Here is an 8,952-nt window from a genome sequence, read left to right as displayed (position 1 = left end):
CGGCCGCACCTACGCCGGGGCTCCGGTCGTACTGGCCGCCCTGCAGCTGACCGCGCTGCAGGCAGCGGTCGCCGCGGCGGTGTCCAGCGGTGCGGCCGGGTTGGAGGCCGCGGTGCTGGTCGGCGGAACCGCCGAGGACCCCGGTGTGGCGGCGGTGCATGAGATGACGCCGGACGCTTCGGTCATCGTCACCGACCGGGCGGGCACCGTGCAGTGAGCGACGACGCGGTGGAGTTCCGGTCGGGTTTCGTCTGCTTCGTCGGCCGGCCGAACACCGGTAAGTCCACGCTGACCAACGCGCTGGTCGGCAGCAAGGTCGCGATCACCTCGAACCGGCCGCAGACGACCCGGCACACCATCCGCGGCATCGTGCACCGCGACGACTTTCAGATCGTGCTGGTGGACACCCCGGGGCTGCACCGGCCCCGGACCCTGCTCGGCCAGCGGCTCAACGATCTGGTCAAAGACACCTACTCCGAGGTGGACGTGATCGGACTGTGCATCCCGGCCGACGAGAAGATCGGGCCCGGGGACCGCTGGATCTACGAACAGATCCGCGCGGTGGCGCCGCGGACCACGCTGGTCGCGGTGGTGACCAAGACCGACAAGGTGGACCGGGACCGCGTCGCCGAGCAGTTGATGGCGGTGGCCGAGTTGTGCGGGCCCGACACCGAGATCGTGCCGGTGTCGGCGACCTCGGGGACCCAACTCGACGTGCTGGTCGACGTGCTGGTCGCGCAGTTGCCGCCGGGGCCAGCGTTCTACCCCGACGGTGAGCTGACCGACGAGCCCGAAGAGGTGCTGATGGCCGAGCTGATCCGGGAGGCGGCGCTGGAGGGTGTGCGTGACGAGCTTCCGCACTCCCTGGCGGTGGTGATCGACGAGGTCGCCGAGCGCCCCGACCGTCCCGAGGACGATCCCCTCATTGATGTGCATGCGATCCTCTACGTCGAGCGGGAGTCGCAGAAGGGCATCGTGATCGGCAAGGGAGGCGCCCGGTTACGCGAGGTCGGTACCGCCGCGCGTGCGCAGATCGAGAAGCTGCTGGGCACCAGGGTCTACCTGGATCTGCGGGTCAAGATCGCCAAGAATTGGCAGCGCGACCCCAAACAGCTCGGCCGCCTCGGCTTCTAGCGATTTGGGCGTGACGAGTCGCGATATCCGCGACTACTCACGCCGAAATCGCTCAGCCCGCTCACTCCGGTTGGCCGTAGACCGCGACGACGACGGAGCGGTCCAGGCTGTTCTCCGACCACACGCCGATCTGGGTGTTGGCGCAGTCCTGCATGATCGCCATGTAATCGGGACGGTAGTACCACTGGTTGAGGATCTCGATGCCGCTGATGGCCAGCGCCGGGTTGATCGCGACCGTCTCGGAGACCTTCCCGACGAAGCCCGCGGCGTTGGCGCGGTCCTGCGGGGTGGAACCGTCCGAGCCGATGTCGCCGTCGAGCGCGTGGTTGTTGAGTACGTCGCGGGTGTGCCACTCGGCGGCCAGCTGCAGCTGCGGGTTGATCTGGATGTCGGTGTCGCAGTCGTTGTTCTGCTGGATGGTGTAGACGTTCACCACGACGCTCTCGTTGAGGCGTCGGTTGTCGGCGTGGGCGCCGGGAGCCACCGCGATCGGCACAGCGACGACGAGGGCCAGCGCCGAAGCCGCGGGCAGAAGGATTCGACCGGTCACCGTCGGGACATTACGCGACGATGCCGGCCACCGAGTCCGGAGCGTCCAGATTGGTGGTGGTCGCCGGCTCGCTACGGGCGATGCGGGTGTCCCACCAGTTGTCCGGCTGATGGGTGGCCCAGCCGTTGAGCGCCTCCAGCGCGGCGGCCAGCGACACCAGCAACGGTTCGCTGTTCGCCGGGCCCATCAGCTGCACGCCGATGGGCAGCCCCTCGGAGGTGAACCCGGCGGGCACGTTGACCGATGGCCAGCCCAGCAGATTCCACGGCCAGGTCGCCGGGCAGGCCTGGATCATCTTGCGGTCGGTGGCCAGCCCGCCGAGGTCGTCGAAGGCCTGCACCGTGGGCGGGGGCAGCGCGGTCGTCGGTGCGAGCACCACGTCGGCCAGGTTGAAGATCCAGCCGACCCGGCGCTGCGATGCGGCCTCGTGGGCGCGGGCCTTGCGCAGGATGTGCTCGGAGAGCACCCGCCCGACCCGGGCGTTGGCGCGGGTGCGCGGGTCGAGTGTGACGCGGTGTCCGAGCCGGTCGACCCAGTCGGGCAGGCCTGCGGTGGAGCGGGCCAGGAAATTCCACGACATGCGCAGGTCGTAGTCGGGATCGGCGGCGACCACGCGGTGCCCGAGCTGCGCGAGTTGATCGGCGACGTTCTCGAGCGCGGCTCGGATCTCGGGGTGTAGCTGGGCCCGGAAGCCGCTGAAGGCGAACTTGGTCGACATCGCGACGCGCAACGGCCCGGGTGCCTGCGCCACGAAGTCCGCCACCTGCACCGGTGGCGGGGTGTGCAGGTCGCCCGGGACGTTCCCGGATGCCGCGTCGAGTACCAGTGCCGCGTCGGCCACGGTGCGCGCGAGCACGCCGTTGACCGTGATGCCGTTGAACGTCTCCGGCAGCGGCCACGTCGAGATCCGGCCGCGCTGCGGCTTGATTCCGACCAGGTGGGTCCAGGCGGCGGGAATGCGCACGCTGCCGGCGCCGTCCGAGCCGATGGCGGCCGCCACCAGGCCCGCGGCCACCGCGGCTGCGCTCCCGCCCGAGGAGCCGCCCGGGGTGTGCTCACGTGACCAGGGGTTGCGGGTGTGGCCGAAGCCCGGGCCGCTGGTGAACGGCCACTGGCCCAGTTCGCAGGTGTTGGTCTTGCCGATGATCACCGCTCCGGCGGCGCGCAGCCGGCGCACCACCTCGGAGTCGGTGTCGGCGACGCGGACCTGACCGTCGGCGCCGAACCGGGTCGGCACTCCCGCGACGTCGACGTCGTCCTTGACCGCGATGGGGATCCCGAGCAGCGGGCGCTCGGCGAGGTCGCGTCCGGACCGGCGGATCCGGTCGGCCGCGGCCGCCTCGGCCAGCGCGGTGTCGGTGAGGACCACCCGGAACGCGTTGAGAGTGGGCTGGCTGGCCTCGATCGCCTCGACGGACGCGCGTACCAGATCGGCGGACGTCGTGGTGCCGTTGGCGAGCTGGTATAGCTGTTCGCCCAGGGTGGGGAAGCGGTCCTGCGACCGGGGGCTGGGGGAGGGGACGTCGGCCATCACCTACGAGAATATCGGCGCTGCGAAGCGCATTTCGTCCCCCGACAGTGGGAGACTTGCCCGATGCGCCTGTACCGGGACCGAGCGGTGGTGTTGCGCCAGCACAAGCTGGGCGAAGCCGATCGGATAGTGAGCCTGCTCACGCGCGATCACGGTTTGGTGCGCGCGGTCGCCAAGGGTGTGCGGCGCACCCGCAGCAAGTTCGGTGCGCGGCTGGAACCTTTCGCGCACATCGACGTTCAGCTGCACCCGGGCCGCAACCTCGACATCGTCACCCAAGTGGTCGCCATCGACGCGTTCGCCTCCGACATCGTCAGCGACTACGGCCGCTACACCTGTGCGTGCGCGATGCTCGAGACCGCCGAGCGCCTTGCCGGCGAGGAGCGGGCACCGATGCCCGCGCTGCACCGGCTCACCGTGGCGGCGTTGCGTGCGGTGGCCGACGGCAGCAGGCCGCGTGAGCTGTTGCTGGATGCCTACCTGTTGCGAGCGATGGGGGTCGCCGGGTGGGCTCCGGCGCTGACCGAGTGTGCGCGGTGCGCCGCTCCGGGGCCGCACCGGGCTTTCCATGTGGCAGCCGGCGGCAGCGTGTGTGTGCACTGCCGGCCTTCGGGGTCGGCGACTCCGCCGCAGGCGGTGCTGGACCTGATGGCCGCGCTCTACGAGGGTGACTGGGATCATGCGCAGATCTCGACGGAGTCGCATCGCAGCCAGGCCAGCGGTCTGGTCGCCGCGCACCTGCAGTGGCATCTGGAGCGTCAGCTGCGGACCCTTCCCCTCGTCGAGCGGGTGGATCGGACAGCTGTTCGGGGCATCAGGCAGGATATGGCGCATGGCAACCAAGCGGACGGGGAAACACAGCTACCCTCAGCTGCCCCCGGCGCCTGACGACTACCCGATGTTCCCGGACACCTCGACGTGGCCGGTGGTGTTCCCGGAGCTGCCTCCGCAGACCAACGGGAGGTTCTCCCGGCCGCCGCAGCACACCTCCAGGGAGGCCGCCCCGCAGATTCCCGCCGGGCAGGTACCCAACCACGTCGCGGTGGTGATGGACGGCAACGGGCGCTGGGCCACCCAGCGCGGCTTGGGCCGCACCGAGGGCCACAAGATGGGCGAGGCGGTGCTCATCGACATCACCTGTGGAGCCATCGAGATCGGCATCAAACACCTGACGGTGTATGCGTTCTCCACCGAGAACTGGAAGCGCAGCACCGAGGAGGTGCGCTTCCTGATGGGCTTCAACCGTGAGGTGGTGCGCCGGCGCCGGGAGAACCTGAACGCGATGGGCGTCAACATGCGCTGGGTGGGTTCGCGCCCGCGGATGTGGCGCAGCGTCATCAAGGAGTTCGACATCGCCGAGGAGATGACCGTCGGCAACGACGTCATCACCATCAACTACTGCGTGAACTACGGCGGCCGCACCGAGATCGTGGAGGCCACCCGTGCGCTCGCGCAGGAGGCCGTCGACGGCAAAGTCAATCCGAGCCGGATCACCGAGGCGATGTTCGCCAAGCACCTGCACCGCGCCGACATCCCCGACGTCGACCTGTTCATCCGGACCTCCGGAGAGCAGCGGGCCAGCAACTTCCTGCTGTGGCAGGCCGCCTACGCCGAGTACGTCTTCCAGGACAAGCTGTGGCCGGACTACGACCGCCGCGATCTGTGGGCGGCCTGCATGGAGTACGTCAACCGCAACCGGCGCTTCGGCAGAGCCGAATGATGCAGCACAGCGGCAGAGCCGAATGATGCAGAACAGCGGCAGAGCCGAATGATGCAGCACAGCGGCAGATCCGAATGATGCGGCCCAGTGGTCGCGCCCGGGGGTGACGATGGAGCTGTCGGAGCGGCTGGCGGAGGTCCTCGCCGAGATACTGCCGGTGCAGCGCGAGGCCGACGGCGCGCTGACCGTGCAGCACAGCGAGACGTTCGCGTCGCTGCGGGTGGTCACCATCGCCGAAGGACTCGAGATGGTGTCGCTGACTCAGGTGCTGGCCTGGGACCTGCCGTTGAACGCCAAGATTCGTGCCGCGGTGGCCAAGCATGCGCACGACACGCTGCTGGGGACGGTGTCGATGGTGGAGAAGATCGGTGGCGCCAAGAGTGCGGTCGGCGCCGGGAAGGCCAACTCCAAGAAGACCGGTGATGTGCTGCTGCGTTACAACTTCCCGGCAGCGGGTCTGAGCGACGACGCGCTGCGCACCCTGGTCATGATGGTGTTGGCCACCGGGGCCGATGTGCGCAGCGCGCTAGTTCCCTGAGGACAGTCGGCTGCAGCGGGCGCACAGGCCGAAGATCTCCACGGTGTGGGTGACCTCGGTGTAGCCGTTCTTGCGGGCGACCTCGGCGGCCCACTTCTCCACCTGGTTGCCCTGGATCTCCACGGTGCTGCCGCAGTTGCGGCAGACCAGGTGGTGGTGGTGGTGATCCGAACAGAGTCGGTACACCGACTCGCCGGTGTCGGTGCGCAGGGTGTCGACCGAACCGGCGGCCGCCATCTGCTGCAGGGTGCGGTACACGGTGGTCAGGCCGATGCCTTCGCCGCGCCGGCGCAGTTCGTCGTGCAGTTCCTGGGCTGAGCGGAAGTCGTCGATATTCTCCAGCAGCGCCGAGATCGCGGCTCGCTGGCGGGTCGCGCGGACGGCGCCGGTCACTGGGTGACCTCCTCGGCACTGTGTGTCACGGCGGCCACCACGATGTCGGCGAGGTGGTGGTCGACCAGGCTGTACAGCACTTCTCGGCCGGAGCGCTCGCCCTCCACCACTCCGGCGGCTTTCAGGATTCGCAGGTGCTGGCTGACCAGCGGCTGCGGCAGCTGCAGTGCATCGACCAGTTCATGGACGCAGCGGGCGGCCTCGCGCAGTTGCAGCACGATCGCGATGCGCACCGGGGCGGCCAGCGCGCGCAGCAGGTCGCCTGCTCCGTCAAGTACCGGTTGTGGTGGCAGCTCCGGCCGGGGCGCGCCGTCGTGATCGTGGACGTCAGCATTATCGGGAATCGTTTTCATTAACTATAACAATACATGCATGATCCCGCATGTCAATACCGACACTCCCGTCGGGGTCCCGGAGGGCACCTCGCTACGCTGTCACCCCGTGGGATCCATCATCGACACCGTCGCAAACCTGGCCAAGCGCCGCGGGCTGGTCTTCCAGTCCGGAGAGATCTACGGCGGAACCAGGTCTGCCTGGGACTACGGCCCGCTGGGTGTCGAGCTCAAGGAGAACATCAAGCGGCAGTGGTGGCGGTCGGTCGTCACCGGCCGCGACGACGTCGTCGGTCTGGACAGCGCGATCATCCTGCCCCGGGAGGTGTGGGTGGCGTCCGGGCACGTCGAGGTGTTCAACGACCCCCTGGTGGAGTCGCTGATTACCCACAAGCGCTACCGGGCAGACCATCTCATCGAGGCCTACGAAGCGAAACACGGACACCCACCACCAAACGGGCTGGCCGATATCCGTGATCCCGAGACCGGAGACCCAGGGCAGTGGACCGAGCCCCGCGACTTCAACATGATGCTCAAGACCTACCTGGGGCCGATCGAAACCGAAGAGGGGCTGCACTACCTGCGCCCGGAGACCGCCCAGGGCATCTTCGTCAACTTCGCCAACGTCGTCACCACCGCCCGCAAGAAGCCGCCGTTCGGAATCGGCCAGATCGGCAAGAGCTTCCGCAACGAGATCACCCCGGGCAACTTCATCTTCCGCACCCGCGAGTTCGAGCAGATGGAGATGGAGTTCTTCGTCGAGCCGTCCACGGCGGCCGAGTGGCACCAGTACTGGATCGACACCCGGCTGCAGTGGTACGTCGACCTCGGCATCGACCGGGACAATCTGCGGCTCTACGAGCACCCCAGGGAGAAGCTGTCGCACTACTCCGACCGGACCGTCGACATCGAGTACAAGTTCGGTTTCGCCGGCAGCCCGTGGGGTGAACTCGAAGGGGTGGCCAACCGCACCGACTTCGACTTGTCCACGCACTCCAAGCATTCCGGGGCGGACCTGTCGTTCTACGATCAGGGCTCCGAGAGCAGGTTCGTGCCGTACGTGATCGAACCGGCAGCGGGGCTGACGCGCTCGCTGATGGCGTTCCTGGTCGACGCCTACACCGAGGACGAGGCCCCCAACGCCAAGGGCGGTGTCGACAAGCGCACCGTGCTGCGGCTCGACCCGCGGTTGTCGCCGGTCAAGGCTGCGGTGCTGCCGCTGTCACGCAACGCCGACCTCTCACCGAAGGCCCGGGATCTGGCCGCCGAGCTGCGCACATCGTGGAATGTGGAGTTCGACGATGCGGGCGCGATCGGACGGCGCTATCGCCGCCAGGACGAAATCGGCACCCCGTACTGCATCACGGTCGACTTCGATTCGCTCGAGGACCACGCCGTCACCATCCGTGAGCGCGACGAGATGACCCAGGAGCGGGTCGCGATCTCCGAGGTCTCGGACTACCTGGCGGTGCGCCTCAAGGGCTGCTGAGCGGGTCTGGGCCGGTGAATCTGGGATAGTTGACCGGGTGGGGGTTTCGGTGGGTCGCGACGAACTGACCGGCTTCAACGTCGGTCTGACCGCCGAGCGCCGCGCCGCCGAACTCCACAGACTGCTCGAGCGGCACGGCGCGATCGTGATTCGCGCCCCGGCGATACGCATCGTGCACCTGTCCGAGGACGCTCAGCTCCATCGCGCGACGCTCGAGTTGATCGACGATCCCCCCGACGTCGTGGTCGTGACGACCGGCTTCGGGTTTCGCGGATGGATCGACGCCGCCCATGCGTGGGGCTTGTCCGATGGCCTGTTGGCAGCGCTTCGCCACACCCGCATCGTTGCCCGTGGCCCCAAGGCGCTGGGTGCGGTCAGGCAGGCGGGTCTGCGCGAGCAGTGGTCGGCGCCGTCAGAATCCTCGACCGAGGTCATCGACGAATTGCGCGGCGAGGCGCCAGGTCTACGGATCGCGGTGCAGTTGCACGGCGCCGGCAGTGAACTGGAACCCAACGCCGATGTGTGCCGACCGCTGTCGGCCGCTGGTGCAGACGTCGTCCGCGTTCCGGTCTACCGGTGGCAGCCACCGAGCGATCCGACGCGGATGGACGGCCTGATCAACTTGATCCTCGACGGCAGACTCGACGCGCTGACCTTCACCAGCGCGCTCGCCGCGGCATCGGTGATCGGCCGGGTCAGGGATCGCAACGTGCTCGCCGAGTTCGTCGCGGCGCTCAACGACCACACAGTCGTCGCCTGCGTCGGCCCGGTCACGTCCACCTCGTTGAATCGGACCGGGATAGCGACGATCATGCCGACCCGGTACCGCCTGGGTGCCCTGGCCCGCCTGATCCTCGAGGAGCTGCCCCGCGGAGCGGCGATGGTCAACGCCGGCGGGCATCAATTGCAGCTGCGCAAGTCGGGTGTGGTCGTCGACGGCGAATGGAGACCGTTGTCGCCGGCCAGCTTGGGACTGTTGAGTCGGCTCGTCTCGGCCGGCGGAAACACGGTGGCGCCCCGGGACCTGACGGCCGCGGCCGGTCAGCGGCCGGGCACGGACGCCTACTCCGCGATCATGCGGCTCCGGGAAGCACTGGGGGTGCCGGGGTGTATCGAGACGATAGAGAACCGCGGTTATCGACTCGCTGTCGAACCTGCCTGAAGCCCATCAGCTACCCGCAGAATCAGAAGCGGCCGCCGCCGCCGCTGAAGCCGCCGCCGCCCGACGACCCGCCGAACGACGACGGGCGCCCGCCGCCGAAACC

General features: G+C 68.5%; 10 protein-coding genes and 1 pseudogene. 7 read left to right on the top strand and 4 right to left on the bottom strand.

What is annotated here, in order from left to right:
• Positions 1 to 217: pseudogene (locus ACXAID_RS25330) on the top strand (cytidine deaminase); the annotation flags it as partial.
• A gap of 11 nt (positions 218 to 228) precedes the next feature.
• A complete protein-coding gene (gene era / locus ACXAID_RS25325) occupies positions 229 to 1,134 on the top strand; it encodes a GTPase Era (protein ID WP_475024937.1) in 906 nt (301 codons plus the stop codon).
• A 61-nt stretch (positions 1,135 to 1,195) separates the two neighbouring features.
• Here era and ACXAID_RS25320 read toward each other — a convergent pair whose 3' ends face one another.
• Both ACXAID_RS25320 and ACXAID_RS25315 read right to left on the bottom strand, forming a co-directional pair.
• The gene (locus ACXAID_RS25320; RefSeq protein WP_475024936.1) at positions 1,196 to 1,672 is read right to left on the bottom strand and encodes a CAP domain-containing protein; all 477 of its coding nucleotides are present in this window, start codon (positions 1,670 to 1,672) and stop codon (positions 1,196 to 1,198) included.
• 22 nt (positions 1,673 to 1,694) lie between these two features.
• On the bottom strand, positions 1,695 to 3,215 hold the full coding sequence (locus ACXAID_RS25315) for an amidase (protein WP_475024935.1): 1,521 nt from the start codon (positions 3,213 to 3,215) through the stop codon (positions 1,695 to 1,697).
• Positions 3,216 to 3,278: 63 nt separating this feature from the next.
• Between ACXAID_RS25315 and recO the strand changes: the two genes are divergently transcribed.
• The 3 genes from recO to ACXAID_RS25300 all read left to right on the top strand — a co-directional run bounded on the left by recO (position 3,279) and on the right by ACXAID_RS25300 (position 5,473).
• Complete coding sequence (recO, locus tag ACXAID_RS25310; protein WP_475024934.1) at positions 3,279 to 4,103, top strand: DNA repair protein RecO; 825 nt, start codon at positions 3,279 to 3,281, stop codon at positions 4,101 to 4,103.
• The gene (locus ACXAID_RS25305) at positions 4,048 to 4,935 is read left to right on the top strand and encodes a decaprenyl diphosphate synthase (protein ID WP_475024933.1); all 888 of its coding nucleotides are present in this window, start codon (positions 4,048 to 4,050) and stop codon (positions 4,933 to 4,935) included. The genes recO and ACXAID_RS25305 overlap by 56 nt, the downstream gene beginning before the upstream one ends.
• 109 nt (positions 4,936 to 5,044) lie before the next feature.
• The gene (locus ACXAID_RS25300; protein ID WP_475024932.1) at positions 5,045 to 5,473 is read left to right on the top strand and encodes a hypothetical protein; all 429 of its coding nucleotides are present in this window, start codon (positions 5,045 to 5,047) and stop codon (positions 5,471 to 5,473) included.
• Here the strand turns inward: ACXAID_RS25300 and ACXAID_RS25295 are convergent.
• Positions 5,462 to 5,866: a Fur family transcriptional regulator gene (locus tag ACXAID_RS25295; RefSeq protein WP_475024931.1), complete on the bottom strand. Its 405-nt coding sequence runs from the start codon at positions 5,864 to 5,866 to the stop codon at positions 5,462 to 5,464. The genes ACXAID_RS25300 and ACXAID_RS25295 overlap by 12 nt on opposite strands.
• Positions 5,863 to 6,219 carry an ArsR/SmtB family transcription factor gene (locus ACXAID_RS25290; RefSeq protein ID WP_475024930.1) on the bottom strand — a complete coding sequence of 119 codons (357 nt, stop codon included), beginning with the start codon at positions 6,217 to 6,219 and terminating at the stop codon, positions 5,863 to 5,865. Before ACXAID_RS25290 ends, ACXAID_RS25295 begins: the two co-directional genes overlap by 4 nt.
• A gap of 88 nt (positions 6,220 to 6,307) precedes the next feature.
• On the opposite strand from ACXAID_RS25290, the gene ACXAID_RS25285 reads away from it, so the two are divergent.
• Both ACXAID_RS25285 and ACXAID_RS25280 read left to right on the top strand, forming a co-directional pair.
• Positions 6,308 to 7,687: a glycine--tRNA ligase gene (locus ACXAID_RS25285; RefSeq protein WP_475024929.1), complete on the top strand. Its 1,380-nt coding sequence runs from the start codon at positions 6,308 to 6,310 to the stop codon at positions 7,685 to 7,687.
• 37 nt (positions 7,688 to 7,724) lie between these two features.
• On the top strand, positions 7,725 to 8,849 hold the full coding sequence (locus tag ACXAID_RS25280; protein WP_475024928.1) for a uroporphyrinogen-III synthase: 1,125 nt from the start codon (positions 7,725 to 7,727) through the stop codon (positions 8,847 to 8,849).
• The last annotated feature ends 103 nt before the right edge of the window (positions 8,850 to 8,952 follow it).

This window comes from Mycobacterium sp. ABE4_509, assembly GCF_056160785.1.
This window is presented reverse-complemented; position numbering and strand designations above follow the sequence as displayed.